Raw genomic sequence first — 16532 nt, forward strand, 5'->3', positions numbered from 1 at the left:
AGAGGGGACACTTTGTGTTCCCTTTTTTACAAAATACATACCTTTGGAGGCAATGATGACTACAACACCTTATAAACGAATCGTATTAAAACTAAGTGGAGAAGCATTAAGCGGCCAAGTCGGCTATGGTATTGAACCTTCCGTCATTCGTTCGATTGCGGAACAAGTAAAAGAAGTAGCTGAAATGGGAGTAGAAGTTGCAGTTGTCGTAGGCGGCGGTAACATCTGGCGCGGAAAAGTCGGCAGCGAGATGGGAATGGACCGTGCAAATGCTGACTATATGGGTATGCTGGCAACAGTGATGAATTCTCTTGCATTACAGGACAGCTTGGAGAACCTTGATGTTCCGACAAGAGTTCAGACATCTATTGAAATGCGCCAAGTAGCTGAGCCGTATATCCGTCGTAAGGCGATTCGTCACCTTGAGAAAAAACGTGTCGTCATCTTTGCAGCAGGAACAGGAAACCCGTACTTCTCGACTGATACAACAGCAGCCTTAAGAGCAGCTGAAATCGAAGCTGAAGTAATCCTGATGGCAAAGAATAATGTCGATGGCGTGTACAATGCTGATCCTAAATTGGTAGCAGATGCTGTGAAGTATGACACTCTAACTTATTTGGATATCCTGAATGAAGGACTGGGAGTCATGGATGCGACAGCCTCCACTTTATGTATGGACAATGATATTCCACTACTTGTGTTCTCTATTAGTGAAAAAGGAAACATCAAAAAAGCAGTTTCCGGTGAGAGTATCGGAACGATTATTAGGGGGAATAAATAATGTCAACAGCAATCATTTCTGATGCGAAAAGCAAAATGACACATGCAGTACAGGCTTTCTCCAGACAGCTGGCGACTGTACGTGCAGGACGTGCGAATCCATCACTTTTGGATAGTGTTTATGCAGATTATTATGGTGCTTCCACACCGTTAAACCAATTAGCAAGTATTACAGCTCCAGAAGCGCGTATGCTTGTAATCACACCTTATGACAAAACAGCAATCTCCGATATCGAAAAAGCTATCCAAAAGGCTGACCTTGGCCTATCTCCTTCCAGTGATGGTAATTTAATTCGTCTTAGCATCCCTGCACTGACAGAGGAGCGACGGAAGGATTTAGTGAAAGTCGTTTCTAAATATTTAGAAGAGGCGAAAGTGCAAATCCGAAATATACGCCGCGACAGCAACGATCAATTGAAGAAAGCTGAGAAGAATAAAGAACTTACAACTGATGAATTAAAAGGCTTCCAGGATGATGTGCAAACGGAAACGGACAAGCACATCACCCAGCTAGAAGGTCTTGCAAAAGACAAAGAAAAAGAAATATTGGAAGTTTGACCCTTAACCATGTAAAATAAGTAGTACAAGACCCTCTTGCTAAAGGGGGTTTTTGCTCTTTTTGAGAGAAGCAAAGAGCAGTACTGCACAGGGCGCCTCTGGCTCTTTTCAGTCAGCAGAGAAAAAAGCCCAATGGAGGATTCAAAATGATTAAACTTCCTTTTTTCAATAGGAAAAGAAGAATAGAATTACAGCCATCGACTCTAAATCTTGAAAACATTCCAGGACACGTGGCCATTATCATGGATGGAAATGGTCGCTGGGCGAAAAAGCGCGGCCTTCCTCGAATTGCGGGACACAAAGAGGGGATGACAACTGTTCGCCGGATTGTAAAAGCTGCAAATCGGATCGATGTGAAAGTACTTACACTGTATGCTTTTTCCAAAGAAAACTGGAAACGGCCTCAGGCGGAGGTAGACTTTTTGATGAAGCTGCCAAAGGAGTTTCTTACGACTTACTTGCCTGAGCTCATCGAAGAGAACGTTAAGGTACAGACGATCGGAGATTTTGAAGGGTTGCCTTCCTTCACTAAGGAAGCGATCAAAGAAGCGATGGAGCAGACGAAACATAACGATGGCCTCATTCTCAACTTCGCACTGAATTATGGCGGACGGTACGAGCTCGTTCATGCTGTGCAAAGTATGATGCAGGATATCTCCGATAAGAAACTGCAAATGGAAGATATCGATGAGTCATGTATTTCCAGCTACTTATATACTGAAAAATTGTCAGACCCGGATTTAATCATCCGTACAAGCGGCGAGCATCGGTTAAGCAACTTTCTGCTTTGGCAGAGTGCTTATTCAGAGCTTTGGTTCACGGAAGTATTGTGGCCTGATTTCGATGAACTGCTTTTCGAGCAGGCAGTCAGTGATTTCCAGAACAGAAAACGGCGCTATGGCGGTATTTGAGGTGACTATTTAACAATGAAGCAACGATTGATCACAGCGGTTATTGCAGGCATATTCTTCATGATTTTTGTGTTGCTTGGCGGAGCATGGTTTGAGGCGTTTATTTATTTGATCGCGACCATTGCCTTCATCGAGCTGCTGCGTATGCGCAAAATCGCGAAATATAAAGTACCATCCATCGTGAGTGTCCTGTTGCTATGGGGGCTATTGGCCCCGGACCTGGGCATGATCAACACAATGTTCGATTTACATATCAATAAAACGGATATCCTTTTATTTTCCGTTATTCTACTCTTGAGCTACACAGTACTGGCAAAGAACCGGTTCACTTTCGAAGATGCAGGATTCCTGCTAATCACAGTTGTGTACATCGGTTTTGGCTTCCTCTATTTCATCATTACGAGGAACGCTCCGAATGAGATAATCGGAGATCATATTGTAACAGGATTGTCCAAGTTCATTTTTGTCCTGGTTGTCATTTGGGCAACTGACTCGGGAGCTTATTTCTTTGGAAAAGCTTTCGGTAAACGTAAGCTCTGGCCTACAATCAGTCCGAACAAGACAATCGAAGGTGGCATAGGCGGCCTCGTTCTTGGCTGTATAGCAGGAATTGTATTCCAGTTTATTTCCCCTGTAAGCAGCTCCATTTTAATTGTTGCCGGAGTATGTATCTTGATAGCTCTCTTTGGTCAGCTTGGGGATATGGTTGAATCTGCTTTTAAACGTCATTACCTAGTAAAAGATTCTGGGAAAATCCTGCCGGGACATGGCGGAATTTTGGATCGTTTCGACAGTATGATTTTTGTTTTCCCGATCTTGCATTTAATCCAATTCATTTAATAGAGTATATATAGAGGAGCGTGTCCGATGAAAACAATCGCATTATTAGGTGCAACCGGTTCAATCGGTTTGCAGACATTGGATGTCATCCGCACTCATCCGGAAGCATTTCGACTTCACAGTATGGCATTCGGACGAAACATTGAAAAAGCATTGCCGCTTATCAAGGAGTTCGAACCGGCTGTAGTAGTTGTACAGGATGAACAGACAAAAGAGAAACTTCATCAGGCACATCCGCATACAGAAATCCTGGTCGGTTCCACTGGAATGGTAGCAATCTCTTCAGCAGGTGAGGTCGATGTTGTCGTAAATGCTGTTCTCGGCAGTATCGGACTGGAAGCGACGCTGGAAGCAATCCGTGCTAAGAAGCAGGTAGCATTCGCCAATAAGGAAACGCTGGTTTCAGCCGGTCATCTTGTCATGGCTGAAGCGAAGAAGCATGGTGTTAATCTGCTTCCGGTAGATAGTGAACACGCAGCTATATTCCAATGTTTGAACGGGGAAAAGCTTGAGGACGTGAACAAGCTGATCATTACCGCTTCTGGCGGAAGTTTCCGAGATAAGACGAGGGATGAGCTTAAACATGTAACACTGGAGGATGCCCTTCGCCATCCCAATTGGAGTATGGGACAAAAAATCACCATCGATTCTGCAACGATGATGAACAAGGGCTTGGAAGTTATTGAAGCACATTGGTTATTTGGGATCGATTATGATGATATCGAGGTTGTCCAGCACAGGGAGAGTATCATCCATAGCATGGTAGAGTATAAGGATTACAGTGTCCTTGCCCAGCTTGGTACACCAGATATGCGGGTTCCGATCCAGTATGCACTCACCTACCCTGAAAGACTTGATTTAGCCGTTTCAAAAAGGTTAAACTTAGTGGAAATAGGCAAACTCCACTTTGAGGAAATGAGTATGGAACGATTTCCTTGTTTGCGGATGGCATACGAAGCGGGCAGAGCCGGCGGCACTGCCACTACCGTATTAAATGCTGCGAATGAGGAGGCTGTAGCGTTGTTTCTTGCAGGGAAGATATCTTTCCTGACAATAGAGGATTATGTAGCGCGCGCATTAGATGCACATGCCTATGAATCTTTCCCTTCTTTGGAAACAATCATGGAAACAGATCGTCTCACGCGGAGTCAAGTGAGGTCCTATATCCAATAAAGGCAGGTGCCCATTGTGACAACTATTATTGCGTTTATCCTAGTGTTCGGGCTGCTCGTTTTCGTGCACGAACTCGGACATTTGATTTTTGCGAAGCGGGCTGGCATGCTAGCGCGTGAATTCGCCATCGGTTTTGGACCCAAGATCTTTTCCTGGATGAAAAATGAGACACTTTATACGATCAGACTACTCCCAATTGGGGGATATGTTCGCGTTGCCGGTGAAGATCCGGAAATCGTGGAATTGAAGCCTGGTCATCATATCGGTCTCGAATTCAATGACAAACAGGAAGTAACGAAGATTATCGTCAATAATAAATCCAAGCATCCGTATGCACGTGTCATTGAAGTTGAAAGTGCAGATTTGGATCATAGCCTGATGATATATGGTTATGAGATAGGTGAGGAAGAACGACTTTCCTTCCCTGTCCATGAGAAAGCTATGTACGTGATGGACGAGACAGAAACTCAAATCGCTCCATATAACCGACAATTCGCTTCCAAGAACAAGCGGCAGCGAGCGATGCAATTGTTTGCAGGTCCGATGATGAATTTCCTGCTTGCTCTTGTGCTGTTTTTCATCCTTGCTCTTATACAGGGAGTACCAGCTGACAACGCAGCCGTAGGAACTGTACAAGATGGATCAGCTGCACAAGAAGCTGGAATTCAATCAGGCGATGAAATTACAGCAATTGATGGAACGCCTGTGCAAACTTGGGATGAGTTCACGTCTATCGTTCGTGAGAACCCCGATAAAGAACTTGAGGCAACAATTGTTCGAGATGGTCAGGAGCAGCAGTTGATGATGACTCCTGCACTTGTGGAAAACGGCGATCAGAAAATTGGTCAAATTGGTGTAACGCTCGCAATGGAGAAAAGTTTCTTAGGTGCGATTCCTTACACTTTCAAGCAAACTTGGGAATTCGGAACAATGATCATAACCAATTTAGGACAGCTGATTACTGGTCAGCTTAGTATCGATGCGCTTTCTGGTCCAGTAGGTATATATGATGCAACAGATCAAGTAGTAAAAACAGGATTTATCAATCTGATCCAATGGACAGCACTTCTAAGTGTCAATCTTGGGATCGTTAACCTCGTTCCGCTGCCCGCACTTGATGGTGGACGATTGTTATTCATCGGTGTGGAAGCATTGAGAGGTAGACCAGTTGAACCACAAAAAGAAGCAGTGGTCCATTTCATTGGATTCGCTTTGCTCATGCTTTTGATGATTGTGGTCACTTGGAATGATATACAGCGGCTATTTTTATGATGCAGAGGTGGAAGAATGCGACAAAGTAAAACATTTATACCAACACTAAGAGAAGTTCCAGCTGATGCAGAAGCAATCAGCCATCAGCTGTTAGTCAAAGGCGGATATATCCGCCAGACAGCTTCTGGAATCTACAGCTACTTGCCGCTTGGTACGAAAGTGCTGCGAAAAGTAGAAACGATCATCCGTGAGGAGTTGGATCGTACAGGTGCGAGCGAGATGCTTATGCCAGCACTACAGCCTGCAGAATTATGGAAAGAAACAGGCCGATGGAAGGTATACGGACCTGAACTGATGCGTATGCATGACCGGAACAACCGGGAATTCGCACTTGGTCCTACTCACGAGGAAGTAACAACAAGTTTAGTACGTGATGAATTGAACAGTTATAAAAAATTACCGCTTACGGTGTATCAAATTCAAACGAAGTACCGTGATGAACAGCGTCCTCGTTTTGGACTATTGCGCGGCCGAGAATTTATCATGAAAGATGCATATAGTTTCCACGCTGATTACGAGAGTTTAGATGAAGCTTATGAGACTATCTCTGACGCTTACCATCGCATCTTTAAACGAGTAGGGTTGAATTTCCGTGCAGTAGTGGCCGATTCCGGAGCAATGGGCGGAAAGGATACCCACGAATTCATGGCTCTTGCATCTGTTGGGGAAGATACAATTGCATTCAGCGATGTATCAGATTATGCTGCCAATATTGAAATGGCTGAAGTAATCGATCAAGGTAAAAAGTCTGATACAGAAGCTCTTACTCTTGAGAAGATCGAGACTCCTGACGTGAAGACAATGCAGCAAGTAGCTGATTATCTTGGGCACTCACTTGAAGAGGGCTTAAAAGCAGTCGTATTCAAAGTAGATGATCGTCTTGTTATGGTCATCTCACGTGGAGATCATGAAATCAATGACATTAAGGTAAAAAACCTTTATCAAGCAAAAATAGTTGAACTTGCTGCTGAAGCAGAAGTGAAAGAACTGCTTGGTGCTGGTTTTGGATCTCTTGGTCCAATCAACGTACATGAAGATATAGACGTTATAGCAGATAATGCTGTTAAGTATGTGGCTAATGTAACTTGCGGAGCGAATGAAGATGGCTTCCATTATAAAAATGTGAACCCAGAACGCGACTTCCAAGTGAAGCAATATGCTGACCTAAGATTCATCAAAGCTGGCGATCCATCTCCAGACGGTAACGGTACAATCCAATTTGCTGAAGGTATCGAAGTTGGACAGGTATTTAAGCTTGGTGAATTCTATGCAGAAAAAATGCAGGCTAAATTCCTTGATGAACAAGGAAAAGCTCAGAACCTGATTATGGGATGTTATGGAATTGGTGTATCGCGTACACTTGCGGCCGCTGTCGAACAGCACAGCAAGGAAGGCGCGATTGTGTGGCCTAAATCCATCAGTCCATTCCAAGTACATCTGATCAGCCTTAACCCGAAAAAAGACGAACAGCGCGAACTGGCTGATCGTCTATATGAAAGATTACTTGAAGCGGGCGTCGATGTGTTGTACGATGATCGTAAGGAACGTGCCGGTGTCAAATTCGCAGATAGTGATTTGATTGGTATTCCAGTTTGCGTCACAGTAGGTAAACTTGCCGCTGATGGCGAAGTGGAAGTGAAGTTCCGTGATACAGAACAAGAAGCAGTTTCACATGAGAATGATTTGCTTGATCAGATAGCTGCTTATTTATAAAAATGTACAAGCCCTTGTCAATCCTTTGACAGGGGCTTTCGCAAGACCGCAGTACCACTAGCGGGGGAGGAGAAGTCACAATGAGTTTAAGCCGCAATGAGAAAATGGACATGCTCCTTGAGCAGATCCAGCTAGATGAAGAAACTATCGAAGCTCATTTCAAAGAGAGTCAACTGGAGAGATTGGAAGTTGACCCGAAAGAAAAGTCCTGGCACTTTCATTTTCAATTGGCCAATCTGCTGCCTCCAACCATATATAAAATCTTTACTGCTAAGCTGACAGAAGCTTTCGCACATATTGCTGCTGTGAATTGGTCAATCCGATGTGTTACGAACACAGTGGAAGGTGACCACATCCAGGATTATTGGAAGGATTTCGTCCTAACTTATCCCAAACTGTCACCTGCTTATAAGGATCTTGTCCAAACCCAATCACCAACAGTTAACGGTAATAAGATTATGTTAACTGCCAGAAATGAAGCAGAAGCAAGTGCTTTAAAGAAAAGACTTGAACCCGCTTTTCAAACTTATTGCGAGAGAATCGGTGCTGGTCTTTATATGCTTACTGTTACCGTGCAAGAACAAAGCATGGAAGAAATGACTAAATTCCGTGAGCAAAAGGCACTAGAGGATAGTTTGCTCGTTCAGAAGGCTATCAAGGATTCTGAAGAACGTGCGAAGAAACAGGATGAGGCTCCTCAAGGTCCTGTTATGATTGGTTATGCTATTAATGACGAAATTACACTCATGCAGGATATTCAGGATGAAGAACGTCGTATGGCAGTTCAAGGATATGTTTTTGATGTGGATATTCGTGAATTGCGCTCTGGCCGCCACTTGCTCATCGCGAAAGTGACGGACTACACAGACAGTTTCCAAATCAAAATGTTCTCTAAAGGTAATGAAGATGCCGATAAATTCAAGCAGCTCAAAAAAGGCATGTGGATAAAAGCACGTGGAAGCATCCAGACAGACAACTTCACAAATGAACTGACCATGATGGCAAATGACATCAATCAGATCACTGTCACCCTTCGCCGGGATGAAGCTGAAGAAGGGGAGAAGCGTGTAGAACTGCATGCGCATACGCTTATGAGTCAGATGGATGCTGTTACATCAGCCAGCCGTTTAATTGAGACAGCAGCCAGATTCGGACATGAAAGTATCGCAATTACAGATCATGCTGTCGTACAGAGTTATCCGGAAGCCTTTGCTGCGGGTAAGAAAAATAATGTAAAAGTTATCTATGGATTGGAAGCCAACCTTGTTGACGATGGAGTTCCGATTGCATACAACAGTAAAGATATCAATTTGGAAAAAGCGACTTATATCGTATTTGACGTAGAGACGACAGGACTGTCTGCTTCCTATGATAAGATAATCGAACTGGCTGCAGTGAGGTTCCATGATGGTGAAATTGTCGACCGCTTCGAACGGTTTGCCAATCCGCATCAAAAGCTGAGTCAAACAATTATTGACTTGACTGGCATCACGGACGATATGCTCGTAGATGCACCTGAAATCGAGGATGTTTTAAATGATTTTAAAGCCTGGATGGGCGACGATGTTTTAGTTGCCCATAACGCAAGCTTCGACATGGGCTTTTTAAATCAAGGTTTCAAGCGAATTGGTTTGGAGAAGGCAGCGAATGCAGTCATTGATACATTGGAGCTTGCAAGGTTCCTGTTTCCGCAGCTGAAGAATCACCGCTTGAATACGCTATGTAAATTCCTGGATATCGAATTGACACAGCATCACCGCGCAATCTACGATACGGAAGCTACTAGTTACTTGCTTTGGCGTTTATTGAAGGAAGCTTTCAATAAAGAAATCTTGAATCATAATCAGCTAAATAACTACATGGGGGAAGGAAATGCTTATCAACGCTCCCGCCCCTATCACTGTACAATCTATGTCCAGAATGAAGCTGGCTTAAAGAATATGTACAAGTTAGTCAGCATGTCACATGTTGACTACTTTTATCGTGTACCGAGGATTCCTCGTTCCAAGCTGGAACAGCATCGAGAAGGCTTAATCATAAGCTCCGGCTGTGATAAAGGTGAAGTGTTCGAGGCAATGATGCAGAAATCGAAGGAAGATGCAGCAGAAGCCGCAGCATTTTATGATGTGATTGAAGTACAGCCTCCAGCTAACTATTATCATTTGATCGAGAAAGAGCTTGTCCAGAATGAAGCTCATCTGTTTGACATCCTTCGCAACCTCGTCGAACTTGGCGAAGATTTGGATAAGCCAGTGGTTGCGACTGGTAATGTACATTATATTGAAGAACACGAAAAGCAGTACCGAAACATCTTGATCAAGTCACAAAATGGTAACCCGCTCAGCAGACAGACATTGCCAGATGTCCATTTCCGTACGACAGCTGAGATGCTTGCTTGCTTTGATTTCCTTCCTCCTGAGAAAGCGAAAGAGATCGTTGTGACGAATTCTAAGAAGGTTTCTGACTTGATGGAAGATGTGAAACCGGTCAAAGAAGATCTGTACACGCCTAATATTGATGGTGCAGAGGACGAAATGCGCCAGATGAGTTATGATCGTGCCCGAAGCATTTATGGTGATACATTACCGGATATAGTCGAGAAACGAATTGAAAAGGAATTGAAAAGTATAATCGGTCATGGCTTTGCTGTTATTTATCTAATTTCGCATAAGCTAGTGAAGAAATCTCTGGAAGATGGATATTTGGTTGGGTCAAGGGGGTCGGTCGGTTCGTCCTTGATTGCGACGCTAACCGATATTACTGAGGTAAACCCGCTTCCGCCCCATTATGTTTGCCCTGGCTGTAAGCATCACGAGTTCTTTAATGATGGATCGGTTGCCAGTGGCTACGACCTGCCTGAGAAAAATTGTCCGTCATGCGGTGAACCATTGAAGAGGGATGGGCAAGATATCCCGTTTGAAACTTTCCTAGGATTCAAAGGAGATAAAGTTCCCGATATCGATTTGAACTTCTCCGGAGCTTATCAGCCGCAAGCCCATAACTACACAAAAGTGCTGTTTGGAGAAGACAAAGTATATCGTGCGGGTACAATCGGAACAGTAGCAGAAAAAACAGCCTACGGTTATGTAAAAGGCTATGCCAGTGATAATCAGCTTCACATTCGCAATGCGGAAGTGGATCGTCTTGTGCAAGGAACGACCGGTGTTAAGAGAACGACCGGTCAGCACCCAGGTGGTATAATTGTTGTACCTGATGACCAAGATATATATGACTTCACACCTATCCAGTTCCCAGCAGATGACCGCAATTCAGAATGGAAAACGACCCACTTTGACTTCCACTCCATTCATGACAATCTGCTGAAGCTGGATATTCTCGGACACGATGATCCGACCGTTATCCGAATGCTTCAGGATTTGTCTGGTATCGATCCGAAGACGATACCGACGAATGACCCGGAAGTGATGAAGATCTTTTCCGGACCAGATGCATTAGGTGTGACGGCAGAACAAATAATGTGTAAAACAGGTACACTTGGTGTACCAGAGTTTGGAACGCGTTTCGTCCGCCAGATGCTGGAGGATACGAACCCGTCGACTTTTGCCGAGCTTGTCCAGATTTCCGGTCTTTCCCATGGTACAGATGTATGGCTTGGAAATGCTCAGGAATTAATCAACAGCGGTATTTGCACATTGCCTGAAGTAATCGGATGTCGTGATGACATCATGGTATATTTAATGCACAGAGGTCTTGATTCATCGCTTGCGTTCAAGATCATGGAGTCTGTCCGAAAAGGAAAAGGCCTCCAAGAAGAATGGATAGAAGATATGAAGAAGAACAATGTACCGGATTGGTATATCGATTCCTGTCTAAAAATCAAGTACATGTTCCCGAAAGCCCACGCAGCTGCATATGTTCTCATGGCTGTACGGATTGCCTACTTTAAGGTGCATCATCCAATTCTCTTCTATGCAGCGTACTTCAGTGTACGAGCTAGTGATTTCGAGCTTGATACGATGATCAAAGGGCCGGATGCAATCCGCCAGCGTATTAACGAAATCAACCAAAAGGGACATGATGCTTCTCCAAAAGAGAAGAACCTTGTGACTGTACTGGAGCTTTCCCTTGAAATGTGTGAGCGAGGCTTCCATTTCCAGCGGGTAGATTTGTATAAATCCAGTGCGACTGACTTTCTTGTTGATGGAGACAGCTTGATTCCGCCGTTCAATGCAATTGATGGACTAGGTACCAATGCTGCGCTTAATATCGTGAAAGTCCGGGAAGATGGCGAGTTCCTTTCAAAAGAGGACTTGCGTGAACGAAGCAGGATCAGTAAAACGGTATTGGAGTATATGGATCAGCATGGCTGTCTGGAAGGAATGGCTGACCAGAACCAGCTTTCGCTATTCTAACAGGATTCTTGCCTAAATAAGAAACTTGTGGTATATTATCCAATAGCGGTATTGATACGAACCAGATCAAGAGTGGGATTCCCCACTCTTTTTCATACCATGGATTCGGCATCAAGTTTGTAAGGGGAGCGCCTCTTCGTTTTTTTGTAGCAAAAAGCACATGATAAACATTGTTCCCTTGCTTCCATTTCGGGCAAGGGTTTTCTATTGAGAGGCACGCCCCAACCCATTTTTAAAGTAATATTCGCCTGAAAGCGTGCAGTAAAGGAGGAAGCATTTTGGCAGCCAATATAACGGAAGTTACGGAAAGCTATCTACAGCCGATCGTGGAAGAGCTGCAGCTTGAGTTGGTTGACGTAGAATTCGTCAAGGAAGGCAAGAACTGGTTCCTACGTGTTTATGTCGACAAAACGGAAGGCATTGATATCGAGGAGTGCGCCATCGTCTCTGAGAAGTTGAGTGCAATTCTAGATGAGAATGATCCGGTTGATCTTCCATACTTCCTGGAGGTTTCTTCGCCAGGAGCGGAAAGACCGCTTAAAACGAAACAAGCAATTACAAAAAGCATCGGTAAGACAGTACATATAAAGCTGTATGAGCCGATCGATAACGAGAAAGAGTATCAAGGTACATTGAAGGCGTTCGAAGACGATGTATTGACATTGGAAGTCATGATCAAAGCGAGGAAAAAGGAAGTGTCCCTTCCATATGAGAAAATCGCGAAGGCACGTCTGGCTGTAACGTTTAACTAAAGGGGGATATACGAGTGAGCAGCGAGCTTTTTGATGCCATTACTTATTTGGAGAAAGAGAAAGGGATTAATAAGGACGTCCTGATCGAAGCGCTGGAAGCAGCCTTGATCTCTGCTTATAAAAAGAACTTCAAGTCTGCAACGAATGTGCGTGTTGATTTGAATGAAACAACAGGGTCCATGAAAGTTTTCGCACGTAAAGATGTTGTCGAGGAAGTCGAGGACAGTCAGCAACAGATGACACTAGATGAAGCTCGTGCTGTTTCAGGTACGTACGATATCGGTGATGTTGTTGAAATTGAAGTGACACCGAAGGACTTTGGCCGTATTGCAGCGCAGGCAGCGAAGCAAGTCGTTACACAGCGTGTACGTGAGGCAGAGCGTGGTGTCATCTTCAGCGAATATGCGGATCGGGAAGAAGATGTTATGACAGGTATCGTCTCCCGCAATGATCCAAGATTCATCTACGTTGATCTTGGCAAAATCGAAGCGAAATTACCGGAAAGCGAACAGATGTCTTCTGAGAAATATGAAATACATGATCGCTTGAAGGTATATGTAACGAAAGTGGAGAACACGAACAAAGGACCAAGCATTTTCGTTTCTCGGACTCACCCAGGTCTTTTGAAGCGATTGTTTGAAATGGAAGTGCCAGAAATTTATGATGGTACTGTAGAGATTCGTTCTGTGGCACGTGAGGCTGGAGATCGTTCGAAGATTTCTGTATACGCATCTCAAGCAGAAGTCGATCCGGTCGGTTCCTGCGTTGGTCAGCGAGGTCAGCGTGTCCAAGCAATCGTGAATGAACTGAAAGGTGAAAAAATTGATATCGTTGAGTGGTCGGAAGATCCGGTTGAATACGTATCAAATGCGCTTAGTCCTTCCAAGGTCATCTCTGTTCTAGTCAATGAGGATGAAAAAGCAACAACGGTCATCGTACCTGATTACCAGCTGAGCCTTGCAATCGGGAAACGTGGTCAGAACGCCCGCTTGGCAGCTAAATTAACAGGCTGGAAAATCGATATTAAATCTGAGACTGAAGCACTTGAGCTTGGCATATTGACTAAGCAGGATGCAGAAGCAGACGACTTCGACGATTTTGACGACGAAGACACATATTGATAAGGGGCGCTGTATATGAAACAAAAGAAAGTTCCGCTTCGAAAATGTGTGGTTTCCAACGAAATGAAGCCAAAACAGGAATTGATCCGGGTTGTCCGCAGCAAGGAAGGCGAAGTCTTTGTGGATGAGACCGGCAAGAAGAACGGTCGCGGTGCGTATGTCTCCAAGGATACGGCTATCATAGAAAAAGCGAAGAAACAAGATACGCTGGCGCGCCACTTGAATACACAGATCGATGATTCTATTTATGAAGAACTTGAGCGATTAGCGAAAGGTCAGCAATCATGAGTAAAAATTATTTGAATTTGTTAGGCTTAGCTGTACGTGCCGGACAGTGCACCTTCGGAGAAGATGCCATTGTCCGGGATGTCCAGCGGCAGAAAGCAAAGCTAGTAATAGCTGCCAGTGATGTCGGTCCCCAAACCTTAAAGAAACTTCGCAACAAGACTGATTTCTACAACATCGACTTCCTGCAGGTAGAGGAGGACCGGGATCAATTATCACAAGCGATTGGTAAATCCGGCAGAGTCGCAATTGCCATTTTAGATCAAGGCTTTGCAGACAAATTGAAATCTTTGCTCACTGAATCCACTCGGAGGTGAACGTATGTCAAAGATTCGTGTTTATGAATACGCAAAAGAAAAAAACGTTTCCAGTAAGGAAATCATCACTAAATTAAAAGATATGAATATCGAAGTATCCAATCATATGTCCACAATTAATGAAACGGCAAAGGACAGACTGGATAAAAGCTTCACAGCAAAAAGCGCGGGTAGCGAGAAAGTAGCGATTAAAACGGGGAACTCAGCAAACACAACTAACTCAGCAAATAATAGCGGTCAAAACAATAAGCCTAAAAGCAAGAGTGGCGGCGGTGGACCGAACCGCAACCAACAGCAGCGTAATGGTGCTAAAAAACCAGGCAAAGGCGGACAGAACAACAACAGACGCGGCGGCCGGAACAATAACCGGAATAAAGCACCGCAGCAGAAGCGTCCTGAAATGCCGACTCCAGATAAAATTACCTTCAAAGGTTCTTTGACTGTCAGTGAATTGGCAGCAAAACTTCACAGGGAGTCCACTGAAATCATTAAGAAGCTCTTCCTTCAAGGTGTCATGGCAACGAAGAACCAGGAACTGGATAAAGATGCTCTTGAAATGATTTGTGCAGAATACGACGTCGAAGTTGAAGAAGAAGTAGATGTTGATGTAACGGATCTAGATAACTACAAAATCGAAGATAAAACAGAAGACATGCAGGAACGTCCTGCTGTTGTTACAATCATGGGACACGTTGACCATGGTAAAACAACACTACTTGATTCCATTCGTGATACGAAAGTGACGGAAGGCGAAGCTGGCGGAATCACGCAGCATATTGGCGCGTATCAAGTCGAAGAAAACGGTAAGAAAATCACATTCCTTGATACACCTGGTCACGCGGCTTTCACTAGCATGCGTTCCCGCGGTGCGCAAGTTACAGATATCGCAATCCTTGTCGTAGCTGCTGATGATGGCGTTATGCCTCAAACAGTCGAAGCGATCAACCATGCGAAAGCTGCTGAGGTTCCAATCATCATAGCAGTAAACAAAATCGACTTGGAAGGTGCGAATCCAGACCGAGTAATGCAGGAGCTTACTGAGCATGGTCTAATTCCTGAAGATTGGGGCGGCGACACAATTTTCGTCCAACTATCTGCGAAAAAACGCGAAGGTATAGATGATCTGCTTGAAATGATCTTGCTCGTAACTGAGGTTGAAGAACTGAAAGCGAACCCGAACCGTTTGGCTGAAGGTACTGTAATCGAAGCGCAGTTGGATAAAGGTCGCGGTCCTGTTGCGACATTGCTTGTTCAGAATGGTACGCTTAATATCGGTGACAGTATTGTTGTCGGTAATGCATTTGGCCGTGTACGTGCAATGGTGAATGATATGGGACGCCGTGTGAAAACAGCTCCTCCATCTACGCCAGTTGAGATTACAGGATTGAACGTCGTACCAAATGCGGGTGAACAATTCATGGTGTTTGAAGACGAGAAACAAGCTCGCCAAGTCGGTGAAGCAAGACAGCAGAAGCAAGTTGAACAAAACCGTTCCACTGGCGCACGTGTCAGCCTTGAGGATCTGTTTAATCAGATCAAACAAGGTGAAGTGAAAGACATCAACTTAATCGTGAAAGCGGACGTACATGGTTCCGTAGAAGCGATGGCAGCGTCCTTAGAGAAGATCGAAGTTGAAGGCGTAAAAGTCCGCATCATTCACACTGGTGTAGGTGCAATTACAGAATCTGATGTAATCTTGGCATCTGCTTCAAACGCGATCATCATCGGTTTTAACGTTCGTCCGGATGTTAATGCGAAAAAAGCAGCGGAATCTGAAAACGTCGATATCCGTCAGCATCGTATCATCTACAAAGTAATCGAAGAAATCGAATCCGCAATGAAAGGGATGCTTGATCCTGAGTTCGAAGAGAAAGTCATCGGACAAGCGGAGGTTCGTCAAATTATCAAAGTATCCCGTATCGGTACGATTGCCGGAAGTTATGTGACGGAAGGTAAAATCACACGTGATGCTTCCATCCGTGTCATTCGTGATGGTGTGGTTATCGTGGAGGACGAAATCGATTCCCTGAAACGATTTAAGGATGATGTACGTGAAGTTGCTACAAACTATGAGTGTGGAATCACTTTGAATAACTTCCATGATCTTAAAGAGGGCGACGTCTTTGAAGCATATGTAATGGAAGAAATCGAAAGAAAATGATTCTGGCTGCCGTTGTAGAATGTATGATCTATGACGCGCATTCTCTCAAGGATAAGCGTTCAGTTGTCAAGCGGATCACGACGCGAATTGGAGGGTCTTTCAATATCAGCATCAGCGAAGCTGACTACCATGATTTATGGCAGCGCACTTGCTTTGAGCTGGTGACGACTTCTCCTGATCGTGTTCGTGCTGAACGTGTGATGGACCAGGCGCTTGCTTTGATTGATTCTTTTCCGGAGATCGAGAGAACAGTTACTGATAAACAGTGGCTTTAGC

14 protein-coding genes are annotated in these 16532 nt (G+C 44.4%); all 14 read left to right on the top strand.

The window, feature by feature from the left end; translation table 11 throughout:
• Positions 1–55 precede the first annotated feature (55 nt).
• The 14 genes from pyrH to CHH48_RS02130 all read left to right on the top strand — a co-directional run bounded on the left by pyrH (position 56) and on the right by CHH48_RS02130 (position 16531).
• Positions 56–781, top strand: a complete 726-nt coding sequence (gene pyrH, locus CHH48_RS02065) for a UMP kinase (RefSeq protein WP_095217681.1) — start codon at positions 56–58, stop codon at positions 779–781.
• Entirely contained in the window at positions 781–1338 is a 558-nt protein-coding gene (gene frr / locus CHH48_RS02070) for a ribosome recycling factor (RefSeq protein ID WP_095217682.1), read from the top strand. Before pyrH ends, frr begins: the two co-directional genes overlap by 1 nt.
• Positions 1339–1484: 146 nt before the next feature.
• On the top strand, positions 1485–2249 hold the full coding sequence (locus CHH48_RS02075; protein WP_095217683.1) for an isoprenyl transferase: 765 nt from the start codon (positions 1485–1487) through the stop codon (positions 2247–2249).
• Between the two features lie 15 nt (positions 2250–2264).
• Entirely contained in the window at positions 2265–3089 is an 825-nt protein-coding gene (locus tag CHH48_RS02080; protein ID WP_095217684.1) for a phosphatidate cytidylyltransferase, read from the top strand.
• Between the two features lie 27 nt (positions 3090–3116).
• Positions 3117–4262, top strand: coding sequence for a 1-deoxy-D-xylulose-5-phosphate reductoisomerase (gene dxr / locus CHH48_RS02085; RefSeq protein ID WP_095217685.1), 1146 nt, complete (start codon positions 3117–3119; stop codon positions 4260–4262).
• Positions 4263–4277: 15 nt separating this feature from the next.
• Entirely contained in the window at positions 4278–5534 is a 1257-nt protein-coding gene (gene rseP, locus CHH48_RS02090; protein WP_095217686.1) for an RIP metalloprotease RseP, read from the top strand.
• A gap of 15 nt (positions 5535–5549) precedes the next feature.
• Entirely contained in the window at positions 5550–7247 is a 1698-nt protein-coding gene (locus tag CHH48_RS02095; RefSeq protein WP_095217687.1) for a proline--tRNA ligase, read from the top strand.
• A gap of 80 nt (positions 7248–7327) precedes the next feature.
• Complete coding sequence (locus CHH48_RS02100) at positions 7328–11620, top strand: PolC-type DNA polymerase III (RefSeq protein ID WP_095217688.1); 4293 nt, start codon at positions 7328–7330, stop codon at positions 11618–11620.
• 278 nt (positions 11621–11898) lie between these two features.
• A complete protein-coding gene (gene rimP / locus CHH48_RS02105; RefSeq protein WP_095217689.1) occupies positions 11899–12372 on the top strand; it encodes a ribosome maturation factor RimP in 474 nt (157 codons plus the stop codon).
• 14 nt (positions 12373–12386) lie between these two features.
• Entirely contained in the window at positions 12387–13493 is a 1107-nt protein-coding gene (nusA, locus tag CHH48_RS02110; RefSeq protein WP_095217690.1) for a transcription termination factor NusA, read from the top strand.
• A 15-nt stretch (positions 13494–13508) separates the two neighbouring features.
• Positions 13509–13781, top strand: coding sequence for an RNase P modulator RnpM (gene rnpM / locus CHH48_RS02115; protein WP_095217691.1), 273 nt, complete (start codon positions 13509–13511; stop codon positions 13779–13781).
• Positions 13778–14095 carry a L7Ae/L30e/S12e/Gadd45 family ribosomal protein gene (locus tag CHH48_RS02120; RefSeq protein ID WP_095217692.1) on the top strand — a complete coding sequence of 106 codons (318 nt, stop codon included), beginning with the start codon at positions 13778–13780 and terminating at the stop codon, positions 14093–14095. The genes rnpM and CHH48_RS02120 overlap by 4 nt, the downstream gene beginning before the upstream one ends.
• A 4-nt stretch (positions 14096–14099) precedes the next feature.
• The gene (gene infB, locus CHH48_RS02125) at positions 14100–16256 is read left to right on the top strand and encodes a translation initiation factor IF-2 (protein ID WP_095217693.1); all 2157 of its coding nucleotides are present in this window, start codon (positions 14100–14102) and stop codon (positions 16254–16256) included.
• On the top strand, positions 16253–16531 hold the full coding sequence (locus CHH48_RS02130) for a DUF503 domain-containing protein (protein WP_038560303.1): 279 nt from the start codon (positions 16253–16255) through the stop codon (positions 16529–16531). The genes infB and CHH48_RS02130 overlap by 4 nt, the downstream gene beginning before the upstream one ends.
• The last annotated feature ends 1 nt before the right edge of the window (position 16532 follow it).

This window comes from Terribacillus saccharophilus (assembly GCF_002272075.1).
Taxonomy (GTDB): domain Bacteria; phylum Bacillota; class Bacilli; order Bacillales; family Amphibacillaceae; genus Terribacillus; species Terribacillus saccharophilus_A.